13 protein-coding genes are annotated in these 16,863 nt (G+C 70.5%); 6 read left to right on the top strand and 7 right to left on the bottom strand.

The genetic code is table 11. The features are described from left to right. Positions 1-22: 22 nt before the first annotated feature. The 5 genes from ABZX61_RS07170 to ABZX61_RS07150 all read right to left on the bottom strand — a co-directional run bounded on the left by ABZX61_RS07170 (position 23) and on the right by ABZX61_RS07150 (position 5,020). Complete coding sequence (locus ABZX61_RS07170; protein WP_355192231.1) at positions 23-856, bottom strand: MetQ/NlpA family ABC transporter substrate-binding protein; 834 nt, start codon at positions 854-856, stop codon at positions 23-25. Between the two features lie 9 nt (positions 857-865). Then, on the bottom strand, positions 866-1,522 hold the full coding sequence (locus ABZX61_RS07165) for a methionine ABC transporter permease (protein ID WP_355192229.1): 657 nt from the start codon (positions 1,520-1,522) through the stop codon (positions 866-868). Next, a complete protein-coding gene (locus ABZX61_RS07160) occupies positions 1,519-2,472 on the bottom strand; it encodes an ATP-binding cassette domain-containing protein (protein ID WP_355192227.1) in 954 nt (317 codons plus the stop codon). The genes ABZX61_RS07165 and ABZX61_RS07160 overlap by 4 nt, the downstream gene beginning before the upstream one ends. 267 nt (positions 2,473-2,739) lie before the next feature. Then, complete coding sequence (locus ABZX61_RS07155; RefSeq protein ID WP_355192225.1) at positions 2,740-4,026, bottom strand: alpha-amylase family glycosyl hydrolase; 1,287 nt, start codon at positions 4,024-4,026, stop codon at positions 2,740-2,742. After that, positions 4,010-5,020, bottom strand: a complete 1,011-nt coding sequence (locus tag ABZX61_RS07150) for an FUSC family protein (RefSeq protein ID WP_355192223.1) — start codon at positions 5,018-5,020, stop codon at positions 4,010-4,012. Before ABZX61_RS07150 ends, ABZX61_RS07155 begins: the two co-directional genes overlap by 17 nt. Before the next feature lie 112 nt (positions 5,021-5,132). On the opposite strand from ABZX61_RS07150, the gene ABZX61_RS07145 reads away from it, so the two are divergent. Further along, positions 5,133-5,558 (top strand): MarR family transcriptional regulator, encoded by a 426-nt coding sequence (locus ABZX61_RS07145; RefSeq protein WP_355192221.1) that lies wholly within the window; start codon positions 5,133-5,135, stop codon positions 5,556-5,558. Here ABZX61_RS07145 and ABZX61_RS07140 read toward each other — a convergent pair. Beyond that, positions 5,555-6,682, bottom strand: coding sequence for a Fic family protein (locus ABZX61_RS07140; protein WP_355192219.1), 1,128 nt, complete (start codon positions 6,680-6,682; stop codon positions 5,555-5,557). The genes ABZX61_RS07145 and ABZX61_RS07140 overlap by 4 nt on opposite strands. A gap of 67 nt (positions 6,683-6,749) precedes the next feature. Then, positions 6,750-9,107 carry an endopeptidase La gene (gene lon / locus ABZX61_RS07135; protein ID WP_355192216.1) on the bottom strand — a complete coding sequence of 786 codons (2,358 nt, stop codon included), beginning with the start codon at positions 9,105-9,107 and terminating at the stop codon, positions 6,750-6,752. Between the two features lie 177 nt (positions 9,108-9,284). Between lon and ABZX61_RS07130 the strand changes: the two genes are divergently transcribed. The 5 genes from ABZX61_RS07130 to ABZX61_RS07110 all read left to right on the top strand — a co-directional run bounded on the left by ABZX61_RS07130 (position 9,285) and on the right by ABZX61_RS07110 (position 15,878). Continuing rightward, complete coding sequence (locus ABZX61_RS07130) at positions 9,285-11,108, top strand: histidine kinase (protein WP_355192214.1); 1,824 nt, start codon at positions 9,285-9,287, stop codon at positions 11,106-11,108. Positions 11,109-11,127: 19 nt separating this feature from the next. Next, the gene (locus ABZX61_RS07125; RefSeq protein WP_355192212.1) at positions 11,128-11,784 is read left to right on the top strand and encodes a response regulator transcription factor; all 657 of its coding nucleotides are present in this window, start codon (positions 11,128-11,130) and stop codon (positions 11,782-11,784) included. Positions 11,785-11,988: 204 nt separating this feature from the next. After that, the gene (locus tag ABZX61_RS07120; RefSeq protein WP_355192210.1) at positions 11,989-13,350 is read left to right on the top strand and encodes a phenylacetate--CoA ligase family protein; all 1,362 of its coding nucleotides are present in this window, start codon (positions 11,989-11,991) and stop codon (positions 13,348-13,350) included. A gap of 531 nt (positions 13,351-13,881) precedes the next feature. Beyond that, positions 13,882-15,105, top strand: a complete 1,224-nt coding sequence (locus ABZX61_RS07115; protein ID WP_355192208.1) for an alpha/beta hydrolase — start codon at positions 13,882-13,884, stop codon at positions 15,103-15,105. 128 nt (positions 15,106-15,233) lie between these two features. Beyond that, positions 15,234-15,878: a biliverdin-producing heme oxygenase gene (locus ABZX61_RS07110; RefSeq protein WP_355192206.1), complete on the top strand. Its 645-nt coding sequence runs from the start codon at positions 15,234-15,236 to the stop codon at positions 15,876-15,878. Positions 15,879-16,863 lie beyond the last annotated feature (985 nt).

Here is a 16,863-nt window from a genome sequence, read left to right as displayed (position 1 = left end):
ACGCGGCTTCGCGCGCGTGGGGTCACTCGGCGGGGATGACGGAGCCCTCGTACTTCTGCTTGATAAAGTCCTTGACCTTCTGGTCCTGCAGCAGCTTCCCGAGCGTGACGATGTTGGCGTCCTTCTCGTGGCCGGCCTTGACGACGAGGCCGTTCACGTACGGGTTGCCCTCGGTCTTCTCCAGCACCAGCGCCTGCGAAGCCGGCTTGAGCCCCGCCTCGATGGCGTAGTTGCCGTTGATGACGGCGGCGTCCACGTCCTCGAGCGAGCGCGGGAGCTGAGCGGCCTCGAGCGGCTTGAACTGCAGCTTCTTCGGGTTGTCCACCACGTCGCGCTCGGTGGCGGCGGTGCCGGCGCCGTCCTTGAGCTTGACCAGGCCGTTGTCGGCGAGCAGCTTGAGCGCGCGGCCCAGGTTGGTGGCGTCGTTCGGGACGGCCACGGTCGCGCCGGCGGCCAGCGCGGACACGGAGGTGATCTTCTTGGAGTAGAGGCCCAGCGGCTCCAGGTGCACCGGCGTGACAAAGGTCAGCTTGGTGCCCTTGGAGGCGTTGAAGTCGTCCAGGTACGGCTTGTGCTGGAAGAAGTTCGCGCTCAGCTGGCCCTCCTCGAGCTGCACGTTCGGCTGCACGTAGTCGGTGAACTCCACGACCTCGAGCTTGAGCCCGGCGGCCGGGGCCAGGTTCTGCTTGACGAAGTTGAGGATCTCCGCGTGCGGCACCGGGCTGGCGCCCACCTTCAGCACGGTGTCGGCCGACTCGGCGGCCGACCCAGTGGCCGTCGTCGCGGGCTGCGACGATCCGCATGCGGCGAGCGACAAGGCCAGCGCAACAGCACCCGCTATATAACGAAATTTCATGATTTTTCCTTATTTGTGAGATAGGCGCCGAGAGACCCAGTCGCCCAGGCTTTGCAGAAGTTGCACGATGATGAGGAGCAGGACGACCGTCACGATCATCAGCAGCGTCTCGAACCGCTGGTAGCCGTACCGGACCGCCAGGTCTCCCAGCCCGCCGCCGCCGAGCGTGCCGGCCATGGCGCTGTAGCCGATGAGCGCGACGACGGTCACGGTCAGGCCCGCGACCAGCCCGGGCAGCGCCTCGGGCAGCAGGACCTTGCGCACGATGGTGGCCCGGCTCGCGCCCATGGCCTGCGCGGCCTGCACCACGTCCGGGCCGACCTCCCTGAGCGCCGTCTCGACGAGGCGGGCGAAGAACGGCACCGCGCCGACCGTGAGCGGCACCACGAACGCGGCCGTCCCGATGGTCGTGCCGACGACGAGCCGGGTGAACGGGATGATCGCGATCATCAGCACGATGAACGGCAGGGACCGCCCGATGTTGACCACGAACCCGAGGGCCGACTTGAGCGCCGGCGCCGGCCGCAGCCCCTTCCGGTCGAACACCACCAGCGCCACGCCGAGCGGCAGCCCGAGCAGCGCCGTGAACAGCGTCGACCAGCCGACCATCTGCGCCGTCTCCAGCGTCGCCGGACCGAGCAGCGGCAGGATCTCGTCCCAGTTCATGCGCTTTCCTCCACGATCAGGCCCGCGTCACGCAGGTACGCCAGCGCGGCGGCGGTTTCGGCGCCGTCGAGCGCGACCCGGAGCCGGCCCACCGAGCCGCCGGCGAGGTCCTCGATCGAGCCGCCCAGGATGCTCAGGTCCACGGAGAACTTCCTGACCACCTCCGACACCACCGGCTGCCGCGGGTCGCCGGTGAACGTCAGCGTCACCGAACCGGCCGGGGCGGGCTCGGGCAGCGGGAAGATCTCCCTGGTCAAGCGGGATCCGGGGGTGCGGATGAGGTCGGCGATGGCGCCCGACTCCTCGATGCGCCCGTTCGCCATGATGGCGACCGAGTCGCAGACGCTCTTGACGACGTTCATCTCGTGGGTGATGAGCAGGATCGTCAGGCCCAGCTCGGCGTTGAGCCGTTTGAGCAGGGCGAGGATCGACTGGGTGGTGGCCGGGTCGAGCGCCGAGGTGGCCTCGTCCGACAGCAGCACGGACGGGTTGCCCGCGAGCGCCCTGGCGATGCCGACCCGCTGCTTCTGGCCGCCGGAGAGCTGGTTCGGGCGGTCCTTGCCGCGGCCCGCGAGCCCGACCAGCTCCAGCAGCTCGGCCACGCGGCGGTCGCGCTCGGCCCGGGGCACGCCCATGATCTCCAGGGGGAAGGCGACGTTGCCCGCGACCGTGCGCGAGTTCAGCAGCGCGAAGTGCTGGTGGATCATGCCGATGCGCTGGCGGGCGCGGTTGAGCTCCGCGCTGCGCAGCGCGGTCAGGTCCTGCCCCGCGACGGTGACGGTGCCCGCGGTGGGGCGTTCGAGCAGGTTGACGCAGCGCAGGAGGGTGCTCTTGCCGGCGCCGCTCTGGCCGAGCACGCCGTAGATCTCGCCTTCGCGCACGTGCAGATCGACGCCGTCCAGCGCCACGGTGTCCCCGTACTGCTTGCGCAGGCCTGAAGCCTGGATCACGGAATATCCCCACGACTGAGAGCGGCCCGTCTGCGGGCCGCGGAAACGTACATCACATGAAGGAAGGAAAAGGGGCAGGCGTCAGCGGGTGCCGGGGTGGAAGGGCAGGTGGCTCAGCCTGCGCAGCACGAAACAAGGTGCGATCATGGTGACCTTCGAGGAGGAACGGGCGGATCTCTGCTTCAGCTCGGCATTCGCCCCATACGACAACACGAGCCGTCCCGGTGGGCGCTCGTGTCGTACGCGTATGCCTCGTTCACGCCCGATTCAACGGATCCCTTGACTCCCCTTATTCCCTACTTCTTTGGTGATCTGGGTCACGACGCGCCAGCCGTGGCCTGGGACCACGGCCGGATCCCCCCGATCGTCCTGGAAGGCGGCCCGCGCGTCGCCGATGAGGAAGCGGTGCGGCTGGTCGCCGAGGTTCAGCAGCGTCACGACCTCCTCGCCGGGTCCCCCGCGGCTGCGGAGCGCGACGGTGGTGTTGGTGAGCTGTTCGGCGGTGGTCCGGGCTCGGTGCAGCCACGGGTGGCGCCTGCGGAAGCCGATGAGCCGCTGGTGAAGCCGGTAGACCTCGGTCCCGTACGGCGGCAGGCCGCCCGGCTCCGCGGGGAACGCCGGTCTGATCGCGTCGTCGCCGCCCGCCCGTTCCTCCTTCAGCCCCTGGAACGCCTGCTCGTCCCCGTAATAGACGCTGGGCAGGCCCGCGACGGTGAACAGCACGGCCAGCGCGTGGCCCAGGTGGCGGGGGTCGTCGAGCCGGGTGGCGAGCCTGGTGACGTCGTGGTTCCCGACGAACGTGAGCGGCACGAACGTGTCGAGCAGCTTGTCGTGGCGGTCGAGGGCCCAGGCGAGCTCGAAGAGGTTGCGGTCGTTGAGCGAGCTCCAGATGGCCTTCCACAGCTCGTACTGGGTGACCGAGTCGAGCCCCGACTCGCTGACGTAACCGGCGTAATCGCCGTGGATCACCTCGCCGCCGAACCACGCCTCGGGGTGCCGTTGGCGTACCTCCGGCAGGACCTTCCGCCAGAACCACGCCGGCACGGCGTACGCGGCGTCGAGCCGCCACCCCGAGGCGCCGCGGCGGAGCCAGTGGTCGAGCACGCCGGCCACGTACGTCTGCACGGCGGGTTGGGCGTGGTCGAGCGTGACGAGCCCGTGGTGGCCCTCGAAGACCTCGTAGCCGCCGGGGGCGCGCCTGAACCATCGTTCGCCGGCCGCGAAGGAGCGGCCCACGTGGTTGAACACGCCGTCGAGGACGACCCGCAGCCCGCGGTCGCGCGCCTTGGCGACGAGGGAGTCGAAGTCCCGATCGTCGCCGAGGCGCGGGTCGATCCTGAGGTGGTCGACGGTGTCGTACCCGTGGGACTCGGCGGCGAAGATCGGGCCGAGCTGCAGGCCCGAACAGCCCAGCTCGACCGCGTAGTCCAGCCATGACTCGAGATGCCGCAGCCGGTGCCGCATGCCCTCGGCAGGCTCTGCCGTGGCGGGGGCTCCGGTGAAGCCGAGCGGGTAGACGTGCCACCAGATCGCATGTTCAGCCCACGACGGCACGAACGCTCCTTTCCCGGCGTACCGCCCAGGGCAGATACCCGAGCCCCAGGGCCAGTACGCAGCCGATGACCGTGTCCGCCAGCCGGTACCCGATCGTGGCGGGTGGCACACGTGCGCCGCTCTCCATGAGCAGCAGGACGAGCGGGGTCATGACGGTCGCGTACAGGGTGTAGTTGCGCTCCTTGAGCATCGGCCTGACCGCGGCCAGCGCGGCGACGAGCAGCACGAACAGCCACGACGGCGGCACCCACAGCAGCACGGCGGATCCGGCGACGACTCCGGCGGCGGTGCCGGCGGCCCGCTCGACCGACCGCCTGGCCGCGCCGTCCAGGCGGCGCCGGACGACGATCACCACGGTGACGGCGATCCACGACGCGGCCGGCTGCGGCCACAGGAGCCCGACGGCCTCGGCGGCGGCGAGGCAGGTGGTCAGGCGGATGGTGTATTGCCACCCGGGGGCGCTCCCCAGCGTCCGCCACCAGCGCCGCAGCAGCGCTCTCGCCGGAGGAGGAGCCGGCCGGGGCTCCCCCGGCTCGGCGGGCCCCTTCCGGGCGTGCAGGCAGAGCGCGGTGACCAGCAGGCCCCAGGCCGCCCCTCCGGCGAACAGCACGGCGGCGGCGACCGGCTCGACGCCCTTGGCCACGCCGGTGCTGATGACCATGAAGACGATGAAGCGGGTGCTGTGCTCGGCCATGGGGCGGCTGATGCCGCCGGCCACCGCGAGCAGGCCCGCGATCAGCACGACGGCGACGGCGGTGAGCCACCCGCGCCCCGCGACCACGACCCCGGCGAACCCGGCCACAGCCGTGCCCGCCACCGCGGCGGCGCCATGGACCAGGCCCGGCCGGGCCTCGTTGCTGAAGAGGCCGCTCACGGCGAGGGCTCCGATGGCGGCCAGGGCGCCGGGCGCGGGCCACCCCGAGGCGACTCCCCACGCGACCGGCCCGCCGAGCCCCAGCCCGGCGGCGACCATGAGTCGCAGCTCGATCCGCACGTCGGCACCTCCCGACGCGGGAGCCTACCCCAATTTCCTACGCATCACGTAGTAAGTCAGCGCGCTTTCTTCGCTAGATGCTGTCGAATTAGTAAGTGCTATCGTAATAATCATGGACGATGAGGAACTGCGGGCCACAGCCGTGGCACTCCGCCGGGCGACGATCGGCCTGGCGCGGCGGCTGCGCGACGAGCGCCCCGCGCACGGCCTCGGCCGCCTGGCCCTCTCCCTGCTCGGCCACCTGCACCGGCGCGGCGCGATGACGGCGGGAGAGCTTGCCGCCGCCGAGCACCTCCAGCCCCAGTCCGTGACCCGCGTGCTCGCCTCGCTGGAGGAGCAGGGCCTGATCCGCCGCTCGCGCGGCGAGGCCGACCGCCGCAGGCACCACATCGTCCTCACGGAGGACGGCACGGCGGCGCTCACCCAGCAGGTCGGCACCACGGATCTGTGGCTGGCCGAGGCCATGGCCGGCAAGCTCACCCCCGCCGAGTGCCGCATCCTGGCGGTGGCCGCCGACCTGCTCGAACAGCTCCGCTAGCGGTAGGGGTCGCGCAGCGGGGTGACGCGTTCGGCGAAGTCGGCCTTGATCCGCTCCATGCGGGGCCCCGGCGCGTAGAAGCGGCCCTTGGTCTCGCCGTACGGCCGGAGCCAGCCCTTGGCGGCCAGGTCGCGCAGGTCACGCGCGGCCTGCCCCTGGCTGAGGCCCTCGTCGGACTGGTAGCGGCTCCTGCGCAGCCGCCTGTTCACGAAGACCTCGTAGAGCGCGGAGACGGTACGGCTGTTGAGCCCGTCGGCGTCGACCTGCTCCTCCAGGAGCATCCAGATCTCTCCGGCTTCGGCCAGGCGCTGGCGGACCCGCTGGGCCTGCAGGTGATGCGCCTTCAAGCAGAACCGCACCCACCGCAGCGTTTCCCCGTGAGGGCCCCATCGCCGCCCTCCGACCTCGCCCAGCACGTCGTAGTAGTCGAGGGTGACGCGCTGCTGGCCGAGCCACTCCTCGATGGAGCAGAACTCGGGCAGCAGGATCTGCTCCCGGCCGAGGACGAGCGTCTGCAGCGCCCGCGACATCCGGCCGTTGCCGTCACGCCACGGGTGGATCTTGACGAGGTTGAAGTGGGCCATGGCGGCCCGGACATAGCCGGGGACGTCGAGGTCGCCCTCGTTCAGCCAGGCGACCAGCTCGTTCATCGCGCCGGGGACCAGCTCGACGTCAGGGCCCTCGTAGACGACCTCCCCCGTGTCGGAGTCACGGATGAAGATGGCTCCCGGCCGGATGACGCCCGGCCCTTTGTTGCGATGGTGACCGATGACCATGAAGTTGAGCGCGTTGAGCATCCCGGCGTCGTAGCGGAACACCGGCGCCCGCGACAGCACCTGGATGTACGTCAGGGCCTGCTGGTAGCCCGCGATCTCCTGAGCCACCGACGTCGACGTCTCCAGCGGCTCCTCCCCCGCCATGATCGACTGGATGTCCTCGACGCTGGCCTGGTAGCCCTCGATCGAGTTGGAGCCCTGGATCGCCCGCGCCTGCAACTGCCTGCGCAATTGCCCGTCCCACCGGTGAGTCTCGGCGAGCCGGTACTTCAGGTCGCGCCGCATCTCCTCGATCTCCTCGAGGACTGCTTTGTCCGCGGGCTCCAGCGCCGGGGTCTCGTACAACATGCCCACATAACAGCATGGGCGAATCATCCAGTCAAACGACTGAATGATTCGCCCATTTATGCCCCGATTAGGCGGCTGCCGTGGCGGCCACCTGCGCCGGGGTCAGCGCGAGGTCGAGAACCTCGCGCACGTCGCTCACCGCGTGGATGGTCAGCTCGTTGCGAACCTCCTCGGGCACGTCGTCCAGGTCCGGCTCGTTGCGGGCCGGGATGAGGACGGTCGTGATGCCCGCCCGGTGCGCGGCCAGGAGCTTCTGCTTGACGCCGCCGATCGGCAGGACCCGTCCGGTCAGGGAGATCTCGCCGGTCATGGCCACGTCACTGCGTACGAGACGGCCCGACAGGAGGGAGGCCAGCGCGGTCGTCAGCGTCACACCGGCCGAGGGGCCGTCCTTGGGCACGGCGCCCGCAGGGAAGTGGACGTGGACCGAGCGGTCCTTCAGCGCGGTGACCGGCAGCTCCAGCTCCGCCCCGTGCGAGCGGAGGTAGGACAGCGCGATCCTGGCCGACTCCTTCATCACGTCGCCGAGCTGGCCGGTCAGCGTGAGGCCGGTCTCGCCGGTCTCCGGGTCGGCCATGGACGCCTCGACGTACAGGACGTCGCCGCCCGCTCCGGTGACCGCCAGGCCCGTGGCCACGCCCGGCACCGAGGTGCGCTGGGTGGACTCGGGCAGCGACGACTCCGGCACGAACCGCGGCCGCCCGAGGTAGCCCACGAGGTCGCCCTCGCCGACCGTGACGGGCAGCTCGTCCTTGGCCGCCACCTTGCGCAGGATCCTGGCGACCGAGCGCTCCAGCGACCGGACGCCCGCCTCGCGGGTGTACTCGGCGGCCAGCTTGCGCAGCGCGTCGTCCTCGACCTTGACCTCCTCGGCGCTCAGCCCGGCCAGCTCCAGCTGCCTGGGCAGCAGGTGGTCGCGGGCGATCGCGACCTTCTCGTCCTCGGTGTAGCCGTCGAGCGTGACGATCTCCATCCGGTCGAGCAGCGGCCCGGGGATGGCCTCGAGCACGTTGGCCGTAGCCAGGAACAGCACGTCGGACAGGTCCAGCTCGACCTCGAGGTAGTGGTCGCGGAACGTGTGGTTCTGGGCCGGGTCGAGCACCTCCAGCAGGGCCGCCGTCGGGTCGCCGCGGTAGTCGGAGCCGACCTTGTCGACCTCGTCGAGCAGGACGACCGGGTTCATCGAGCCGGCCTCGCGGATGGCGCGGACGATGCGGCCGGGCAGCGCGCCGACGTAGGTGCGCCGGTGGCCGCGGATCTCGGCCTCGTCGCGCACGCCGCCGAGCGCGACACGTACGAACTTGCGGCCCATCGCGCGGGCCACGGACTCGCCCAGAGACGTCTTGCCGACTCCGGGAGGGCCGGCGAGGGCGAGCACGGCGCCGCTGCGGCGGCCGCCCACCACGCCGACGCCCTTGTCCTGGCGGCGCTTGCGCACGGCCAGGTGCTCGATGATGCGGTCCTTCACGTCGGACAGGCCCGTGTGGTCGGTGTCGAGCACGGCCCGCGCGCCGGCGATGTCGTAGTTGTCCTCGGTACGGTCGTTCCAGGGGATGTCGAGCACCGTGTCCAGCCAGGTGCGGATCCAACCGGTCTCAGGGGACTGGTCGGAGGTCCGCTCCAGCTTGTCGACCTCCTTGAGCGCGGCCTCGCGCACCTTCTCCGGCAGGTCGGCGGCCTCGACGCGGGCCCGGTAGTCCTCTTCCTCGGTCTCGGTGTCGCCGTTGAGCTCCTTGAGCTCCTTGCGCACGGCGGCGAGCTGCTGGCGCAGCAGGAACTCACGCTGCTGCTTCTCCATGCCCTCCTGGACGTCCTTGCGGATCGTCTCGGCGACGTCGAGCTCGGCGAGGTGCTCGCGGGACCACTCGATCAGCCTGGCCAGCCGTTCGGCGGGGTCGGCGGCTTCGAGCAGCTCGACCTTCTGCGCCGTGGTCAGCCAGGGGGTGTAGCCGGAGCTGTCGGCCAGCACCGAGGGATCGTCGATCTGGTTGACCTGGTCGACCACCTGCCAGGCGCCGCGCTTCTGGAGGATCGTGGTGGCCAGCGCCTTGTACTCCTTGGCCAGCTCCTGAGCGCGCTCACCGGCGGCGACGGTGTCGATCGTGTCGGCCTCGACCCACAGCGCGGCACCCGGGCCCGTCGTGCCGGTGCCCACGCGGACGCGGTTGACGCCCCGGACCACGGCGGCGGGCTCGCCGCCGGGCAGCCTCCCGACCTGCTCCACAACGGCCTGCACGCCGATGGCGCCGTAACGGCCGTCGATCCGGGGAACGAGGAGGACCCGCGGCTTGTTGCCACCGGATGCGCGGGCCGCGTCGATGGCAGCCCGCACCTCGGAGTCGGACAGGTCCAGCGGAACCACCATGCCCGGCAGGACGACCTCGTCGTCCAGTGGCAGGACCGGAAGGATCAGGCTCTCACTCATGCGAACTCCCAAGGGTTGAGTTATACCGACTCAATTCATTGGAGCCCTCTGTTGTTCCCTCTCTTGCCGATGTTCGCTCACGGCGATCGTAATTGTGTAAGCGATACCTGAGGGGGACGTGCGGGATCAAACCCTGGTGTGACGCCTGGCGGGGCGCGCGCCCGTACCCTTGACCAGGTGATCTCCGTCCCCCGCCGCCGCTTCCTCAGCCGCCGCCGTCGTCGTGGCGCGGCCGCCGAGGATCGGGCCGGCGCGCCAGGCGGGAGCGGCGAGGATCGGGCCGGCGTGCCAGGCGGGGGTGGCGACGAGGCGGCGGCCAAGCCGCACGACGATGACGCGGCAGCCCGGCGGCGTGGCGGCGTGGAGCGTTCGGGCGAGCGGATCGGCCGGTCACCGTCCAGCACGGACGGCATCGGCCGGTCACCGTCGAGCACGGACGGCATCGGCCGGTCACCGTCCAGCACGGACGGCGAACGAAGCGGCGGCGAACGAGGGCTCTTCGGGCTGCTCAGGGCGTGGGCGGAGCGGGGATTCCTCGGGCGGCTCGGGACGTCGGCGGAACGGGGGTTGCTCGGGCGGCTCGGGACGTGGACGGAACGGGGGTTCCTCGAGCGGCAAGGGGCGTCGGCGGAACGGGGGTTCCTCGGGCGGCTCGGGACGTCGGCGGGACGGGCCGTGTGGGCCGTTTCGGGGGCGGTCGGGCTCGCCTTCTTCCAGGGCGACGCCGATCCGCCGCCGAAGGTGCGGCGGCTGGCGTTCGGGGTGCCGCAGCGGCTCAGGCTGCTCGTCCCGTTCACCGTGATCAGCCTCGTCCAGGTGGCGGAGCTGATACTGGCGCTGCTGCTCTACAGGCAGACGCTGAGCACAGTGTGGTCGTGGAACCTCGGCCCACCACAGATCGGCTCATACCGACAAGGGCCGATCTGGGAGGGCTTCGTCTACCTCACCGCCGTGGCGGTCGCGCTGCCCATCGCCCTGCGCGACCGGTGGCCGCTGGCGGCCTGGCGGGTGTCGTTCGCGCTGATGCCCGTGGCCGTCGGGGTGACCAGGACAATCGGATTCCCTCACGGCGAGATGCCGTACACGACGTGGCTGATCGTCTCCTATCTGCTGGTCCTCTACTCCGTGGCCGTGCGCTGCGACCGGCGGATCACGGTGGCCGTCTGGGTCGTCACGTTCCTGGCCACCTGGATCATCGACCCCAACTCGATGCCGGTCGCCATGGTCGTCGTGTCGGTGGCGGTGCTGTTCGGCTACAACGTGCGGGTCCGCCGTTCCGCCACGTCGAAGCTGAAGACGGAGGAGCGGCGCACCCGGCAGGCCGAGAGCGCGCAGGCGGTGCTGGCGGAGCGGGCCCGCATCGCCAGGGAGCTGCACGACGTGGTCGCGCACCACATGTCGGTGATCGCGATCCAGGCGGAGGCGGTGCCGCTCAAGGCCAGGGGCGATCCCGCCCAGTTGGAGGCGGGGCTGGCGGAGATCCGGGGGCTGTCGCTGGAGGCGATCGCCGAGCTGCGCCAGGTTCTCGGCGTGCTGCGCGATCAGGACGGGCGCGTCGACACCGCCCCTCAACCCGGGCTCGACCGGCTCGACGAGCTGGTCTCCAACGCCCGCGCCGCCGGGCTGGCCGTGCTCGTCAAGCGCGCCGGCCCGCTCGACCGGCTGCCTCCGGCCGTGGGGCTGTCGGCGTACCGGATCGTGCAGGAGTCGCTCAGCAACGCGATGCGGCACGCGCCCGGCTCGACGGTGGCGCTGGACGTCGCCCACCGGCGGGGTGAGCTGCGGCTGCGCGTCGCCAACGGCCCGAGTGCCGCGCCCGGCGCGGGGCCCGGCGCCGGTCAGGGGGTGGTGGGCATGCGCGAACGGGCGACGCTGCTCGGCGGCACGCTCGACGTCGGCCCGGTGGCGGGTGGAGGCTTCGAGGTACGCGCCACGCTGCCCGTCACCGACGCCGACGAGGAGGCCCATGAGCACCCCATCACAGGGGACGACGTCGGATGACCATGGAGAGGGAGAGGGCTTGATCCGGGTTCTGATCGCCGATGACCAGGGGATGGTGCGCACGGGGTTCACCGTGTTCCTGAGCGGGCAGCCGGACATCGAGGTCGTGGGCGAGGCGGCCAACGGGCGGGAGGCCGTGGAGCGGGCCTCGGCGCTGCGCCCCGACGTGGTGCTCATGGACGTGCGCATGCCGGTCATGAACGGCCTGGAGGCGACCAGGGAGCTCCTGTCGCGCGGCGGGGCGCCGAAGGTGCTCATCCTGACGACGTTCGACCTCGACGACTACGTCTACGAGGCGTTGCGGGCCGGGGCCAGCGGGTTCCTGCTCAAGGACGCCTCCGCCGCCCAACTCGTGGAGGCGGTGCGGGTGGTCGCGGCCGGGGATGCGCTCATCGCCCCGGCGATCACCAAGCGGCTCATCCACGAGTTCGCCAAGCTGGGTGCGCCGCGACCGGTGACGGGCAAGCGGCCGGCCGAGCTGACCGAGCGCGAGACGGAGGTGCTGACGCTGGTCGCGCAGGCGCTGTCCAACCAGGAGATCGCGGAGAAGCTGTTCGTGGCGGAGCAGACGGTCAAGACGCATGTCGGGCGGGTGCTGATGAAGCTCGGCCTGCGCGACCGCGCCCAGGCGATCGTCTTCGCCTACGAGACCGGCCTGGTCCGCCCCGGCGAGTAACCCTGGGGTGGTGCCCGCTCCTATGCGCGGCCCCGTTCGCCTTCTCCCAACCAGCGTCGTTGCCGGCCTTGCCCGTGCCGCCCCCTCCCTTGCACGGCCGCGTTCCCCCTCACCCGACCCGCATCCGTGCCGGCCTTCCCGATGGCGCCCCCCCCTTGCACAACCCCCGTTCCCCTTCACGGGCCGCCGCCGTACAGTCGGCTGATGGACCCGGTTGAGCTCTTCCATCAGGTGGCGGCGACCGTTCCCGCCTACAGGGCCTTTCTGGCGGAGAACCACATCAACCCCGAGCAGATCTCGACATTTCAGGATTTCGTCGGGCTGCCGATGACGTCCAAGGAGAACTACACCCACCGCCACCCCCTCCCCGATCTGTGCAGGAACGGCACGATCGGGGACATCATCGCCGTGTCCTCCGGCTCGACCGGTGTCCCGTCCTTCTGGCCACGCTCGGCGGCGGACGAGCGCGTGATCGCCGCCCGTTTCGAGGAGGTCTTCAGGGACTCCTTCGACGCCCGCGAGCGCCGTACCCTCGCCGTCGTCTGCTTCGCCCTGGGCACCTGGGTCGGCGGCCTGTTCACCGTCAACTGCTGCCGCCACCTGGCCGAACGCGGTTACCCGATCACCGTGGTCGCCCCCGGCACCGACCGGAGGGAGATCCTGCGGGTCATCCCCGAACTGGCGCCCCACTTCGACCAGGTCGTGCTCCTGGGCTACCCGCCGTTCCTCAAGAACGTCATCGACACCGAGGACCTCCCCTGGGCCGACTGGAACATCAAGCTCGTCACTGCCGGTGAGGTGTTCAGCGAGGAGTGGCGCACGCTGGTCGCGCAGCGGGCGGGGATCGCGGACCCCGTCCGGGGCATCGCCTCCCTGTACGGCACCGCCGACGCGGGCGTCCTGGGCAACGAGACCCCGCTGTCCGTCGAGATCCGGCGCTTCCTGTCCACGCGTCCGGACACGGCCAGGGAGCTGTTCGGCGAGTCCAGGCTTCCGACGCTCATCCAGTACGACCCGCAGGTCCGCTTCTTCGAGGAGCACGAGGGCACCCTGCTCTTCTCCGGCGACAACGGCATCCCGCTCATCCGCTACCACATCGCCGACGAGGGCGGCGTGGTGCCGTACGAGGACATGCTGGGCTTCGTCCGGCGGCACGGCTTCGAGCCGGCGGCCGGAGGGCCGGAGCGGCCGTTTGTATACGTCTTCGGCCGCAGTCACTTCACCGTGTCCTACTACGGCGCGAACGTCTACCCGGAGAACATCGCGGTCGGCCTGGAGCAGCCGGAGGTCAGCGGCTCGGTCACCGGGAAGTTCGTGGTGGAGGTGGTGGAGGACGCCGACCGGGACCGGCACCTGACGATCACGGTGGAGCTGATGCCCGGCGAGAAACCGACCGACGAGATCGCCCAGTCGGTGGGCGGGTCGGTCCTGGCCCAGCTGAGGCGGCTGAACAGCGAGTTCGCCAACTATGTGCCCGTCCCGCAGCAGGTGCCGTTCATCCGGCTACGGGAGTCCGGCGACCCCGAGTACTTCCCCCCAGGTGCCAAGCACCGCTACACCCGCTGACCCGGGGCGGGGTGACGCGGAACTCCGCGACCCGCCGCTCGGCCCTGGCCAGGTCGTAGTCGTGGATGGACGGTCTCTCGCGAGTACGCACGCAGGCCGTCGCCGTACACAGTGCTCGGCACTACCGGTCGGATCGCGGCTGGGCTGGGCAGGGTGACGGGGTACGGGCACCCGTTCCACCCGGCGTTCTCCGACGACGCGAGGCGGCGCAGGAAGCGGCGATCTGTGGCCGACTCGCTGAGCCGCCCTCAAAGCCTGATCCGAAGAACTGCCGGGATGCCGCGCGCTTCCACGCACCGTTGGACGGCCCTGACGGGCACGCCGAGGTGAAGCCCCGTTCAAGGCGATCGCCGGGCATTAGACCGGCCGGGCATTAGGCCGACCGGGCATTAGGCCGGCCGGGCATTAGGCCGGCCGGGCATTAGGCCGGCCGGGCACGCACCGTAGTCCCGTATCCCCCTCCAGTACTACGGGAAAGGTCAAACCCTGCGGTGACGCGGACGACAGGCCACTCTCCGTAACGTTCCCAGCATGCTCAGAAACCTTCTCCTCGCAGGGCTCGTGACGGTGGGGGCGCTCGTGGTGTGGCCGGGGCAACCGGGCGGGCGGCTGGTGCGGGTCTACGGCGACCTGGCCACGGCCGACCGGGTGGCGGTCATCGTGCCCGGCGCCGACACGACGGTCGCCACGTTCGACGACGGCACAAAGCGGCCCGGAGGCGCGGCGAGGGCCCTGCTGGCGGAGGCCGCGCGGCTCGCCCCGCACGAGCGACTGGCGGTGGTGGCCTGGCTGGGCTATGACTCCCCACCTACGCTGAGCCTGGGCGTGCTCACCAGCGACGCGGCGGTCAAAGGTGCCCACGCACTGCGCCGCACCATCACGGAGCTCCACACGCGCACCCCGGCTCCGATCGCATTGCTGTGCCACAGCTACGGCTCGGTCCTGTGCGCCAAAGCCGTCCCCGGCTTACCTGTGACCGACCTCGCGGTCTTCGGCAGCCCCGGCCTCGACACACCCTCCGCCACCGCCCTGACCCAACCAGCCCACACCGCAGAGACCACCCGAGCCACCGCCCTGACCCAGCCAGCCCACACCGCAGAGACCACCCGAGCCACCGCCCTGACCCAGCCAGCCCACACCGCAGAGACCATCCGAGCCGCCGCCCTGACCCCTCCGGTCCGCGCCGCGGAGACGGCCCGAGCCGCCGCCAGCGCGCCGACCGCAGACACCACTCGTGGCATGACAGGCGGACACGACGCTCAAGGTGCAACAGGGGGAAGCTCACAGGACACCCGCGGCACGACCGGCGCGCAGGACGATCAGGACGCGGCAGACTCATACAACGTCCAAAGGGCGACAGGCTCGGTCGGCGCACAGGATCCCAAAGGAGCGCAGGAGGCGGGCTCGCCGGACACCACAGGCACGCCAAGCCCGCCGGATACCGGGGACACCGCAGACTTGCCGGACGCCTGGAGCACGGCAGGTGTCCCAGGCGCTCGGGGCGACGCGAAAGGTGCGGCGATGGTGCCGCTGCGGGTGTGGGCAGGGCTGGGGGAGAACGACTGGGTCAGGTTCGTGCCGAAGGTCAAGCTCGGGCCCGTGGGCTTCGGCGCCGACCCTATGAACCCTTCGTTCGGGGCTCGTGTCTTCGCGGTGGGCTCGGGCGGCCACAGCGACTACTTCACCCCCGGGACCCCATCACTGCGTAACCTGACCCTCATCGCTCTCGGACACGAAGGCGAGGTGACCTCTTGACGTGGTGTTTCCTGGGTACGAGACAGAAGAGCCGGATTTTGATGACATGGTGTCGTCATCAGCTTGACGCCGGATGCCGATGTTTGTGACACTTTGTCATGAAACTTCCGTGCGAGTTGAGGTAGGCCGTGAGCACCCCGTTCTCCGAAACCCTGAAGAACGCCACCTGGGCTGACCACGAGTCCGCCGAAGGCGAGAGCTATCTCGCGGAGCTCATGGGCGGTCGGCTGACCGAGCACGAATACGGCGAGATGGTAGCTCAACACTACTTCGCGTACATAGCGCTTGACGGCGTGTCACGCCAACTCGCCGACCATCCGATGGCGGGCCGGTTCGTCTTTCCTGAGCTGTATCGGGAGCGAGCGCTGGAGCGGGACCTCGCGACGATCTACGGCCCGAGCTGGCGGAGCCGGATCGTGCCGTCCAAGGCCACCCGCACGCTGGTCGCGCGGATCCACCAGGTGGCCGATTGGCCGAGCGGCTACATCGCCCACCACTACACGCGCTACCTGGGCGATCTGTCCGGTGGTCAGTTCATCCGCATGGAGCTGCAGAAAATCTACGGGTACGGCACGGGCGGGGGCGTCGACTTCTACATCTTCGACGGGCTGGGCAGCCTGCCGAGGTTCAAGAACGAGTACCGTGCGCGGCTGGACGAGCTCGAGCTGGACGACCGGGAGCGTCAGCGCATGATCCGCGAGGTGAAGCTGGCGTACCAGCTCAACACCGAGGTACTCGCCGAACTCCTCCACGTCGTCAAGACCGCCGCCTAACCAGCAGGCCTCGCCGCCACGACTGCCGCCCAACGCCCGGCGACCGGCCTCACCACGCCGTCATGACTGCCGCCTAACCACCAGCACCCCGCCGTCGCGACCGCCGCCCAACGGCCCGACAACCGGCCTCACCACGCCGTCACAACTGCCGCCTAACCACCAGCACCCCACCGTCGCGACCGCCGCCCAACGGCCCGACAACCGGCCTCGCCACGCCGTCACTACTGCCGCCTAACAGCAGCGACCCGCCGTCATGACTCGGCCTAGCAGCAGCGGCCCGCTGTCAGGACCGCCGCTTAACCGGCAGGCCTCGCCGTCACGGCTGCCGCCTAACGCCCGGCGACTGGCCTCACCGCGCTGTTACGGCTGTCGCCTCCTACCAACGTGCCTCCGCGCCCCTTGCCCAGCAACCAGCCACCCGTCATCAGGACCCACCACCCAGCGGCCGACCTCACCACGCGGTCACAACAGCCAGCCAATTAGCCACCGACGCCCCCTTACGTGCGCCGCCCAGCCACCAGCGGCCCTTCGTCACGGCCGCCACTTGACGACCGACGACCGGCGACGCCACACCTCCGAGGCTGCCATCCAAACACCGGCGGGCGCCCTCACCACGCCGCCGGAACCGGGACCTGACCCCCGGCAGCCGCACCTCCCCCATCACCGAAATCGCCATCCACGCACCAGCAACCCCTCGCCACGGACGCCACCCAACATCCGACGACCGACCCCGCCGCGCCGTCACGGCCGCCCATCCAAACACCGGCGGGCGCCCTCATCACGTCGTCAGGACAGCCCATTAACCACCGGCGTGCATCTCACCGCATCATCAGGACCGACCACCAGCCACCGGTGGAAGCCCTCGCCACGTCATCAAGACAGCCCACCAACCACCGACAGGCGCCCCACCACATCATCAAGACAGCCCACCAACCACCGACAGGCGCCCCACCACATCATCAGGACCGACCACCAACCGCCGGTG

It is taken from the genome of Nonomuraea sp. NPDC003709 (genome assembly GCF_040610775.1).
GTDB lineage: Bacteria > Actinomycetota > Actinomycetes > Streptosporangiales > Streptosporangiaceae > Nonomuraea > Nonomuraea angiospora_A.
The sequence above is the reverse complement of the archived record's forward strand: the minus strand, read 5'-3'. Positions and strand labels throughout refer to the sequence as shown.